Annotated in this window: 1 protein-coding gene and 1 pseudogene; one reads left to right on the top strand and one right to left on the bottom strand. The window is 75.9% G+C overall.

Going from position 1 to position 1,192, the window contains the following annotated elements; all coding sequences use genetic code 11:
- Positions 1 to 59 precede the first annotated feature (59 nt).
- A pseudogene (locus AB0E96_RS41285) lies at positions 60 to 296 on the bottom strand (ATP-binding cassette domain-containing protein); the annotation flags it as partial.
- Between the two features lie 125 nt (positions 297 to 421).
- On the opposite strand from AB0E96_RS41285, the gene AB0E96_RS41280 reads away from it, so the two are divergent.
- Positions 422 to 1,192: histidine kinase dimerization/phosphoacceptor domain-containing protein (locus AB0E96_RS41280; protein ID WP_359831986.1), on the top strand; the 771-nt coding region annotated here is incomplete at its 3' end.

Raw genomic sequence — 1,192 nt, 5'->3', positions numbered from 1 at the left:
GCTCCATCTCCGGGCCTCGATGATCTGGATCAAAGAGCTCACTCGGAACAGCCATTGATCAAGTGCCGCAGGCCGCGCGGCCTGCCGCGGAAGGGCCGGCCGTCGACGGTGACGGAGCCGGAGGTCGGGTCTCCCAGGCCGAGGACCAGCCGCAGGGTGGTGGACTTGCCGGCGCCGTTGGGGCCGAGGAAGCCGGTGACCCGCCCGGGCCGGACGGTGAAGGAGAGGTGGTCGACGGCGGTGCGCACCCGGCGGCCGCGGCCGTAGCGCTTCGTCAGTTCGGTGACTTCGATCATGGGGTCCACGGTGCCCGGGGGCGCCGGGCGGCCGCATCGGACCGGCGTCGACACCGGAGGCCACCCGGAGCCGTACAACCACGGCTGGATGACGGGCCCGCGGACCGTCGTTACGATCGTGAACCATGCCCTCGACCCCCTCCCCGCCACTGCTCCGGCGTGTCCCGCCCGAGGTGTGGGTCGGCCTCGCCTGGTGCGTGGCCGCCGGCTACCCCGCCGTCCGGCTCGGCGGCGAGGCCTCCCAGCACCCCGGCGCCGCCGCCCACGGCGGCTGGGCGTTCACCCTGGCCGACACGGTGGTGGCCTTCGCGGGCGCGGCGCTGGTGCGCCGGCTGCCGGTGCTCTCCGTCGTGCTGCTGCTGATCGCCGCGTTCACCGAGACCGACGGCTGGTCCGGCGGCGCCCAGGTGCCGCCCGGCGCGCTGCTCGCGGTGGACACCGCGCTCTGCCTGATCACCGCCACCCGGCCGCGGCGCAGCTCCCGGGCCGCGGTCGCGCTCGTCATGGCCTTCCTGGTGCTGCACATCGGACTGGTGCACGGCGACACGGTGGGCATCTTCACCGGCACCCACATCGGCTCGGCCGACGGCGCCGCGCTGCTCGCCCTGGTCGCCTGGCTGGTCGGCCGTTCGGCGCGGCAGAGCCGGGAGCACGCCGAGGCGCTCGGCGCCCGGGCGGCCGAGGAGGCCGTCACCGCCGAACGGCTGCGGATCGCCCGCGAGATGCACGACACCGTCGCGCACAGCCTCGGCATCGTCGCCCTCCAGGCCGGCGCCGCCCGCCGGGTGATCGACCGTCGGCCGGAGCGGGCCAAGCAGGCGCTGGGCGAGATCGAGGCGGCCGGGCGGGACACCCTGGCGGCGCTGCGCCGGATGCTGGTCGCGCTGCGCAGGGCC

Source organism: Kitasatospora sp. NPDC036755 (assembly GCF_040636595.1).
GTDB lineage: Bacteria > Actinomycetota > Actinomycetes > Streptomycetales > Streptomycetaceae > Kitasatospora.
The sequence above is the reverse complement of the archived record's forward strand: the minus strand, read 5'-3'. Positions and strand labels throughout refer to the sequence as shown.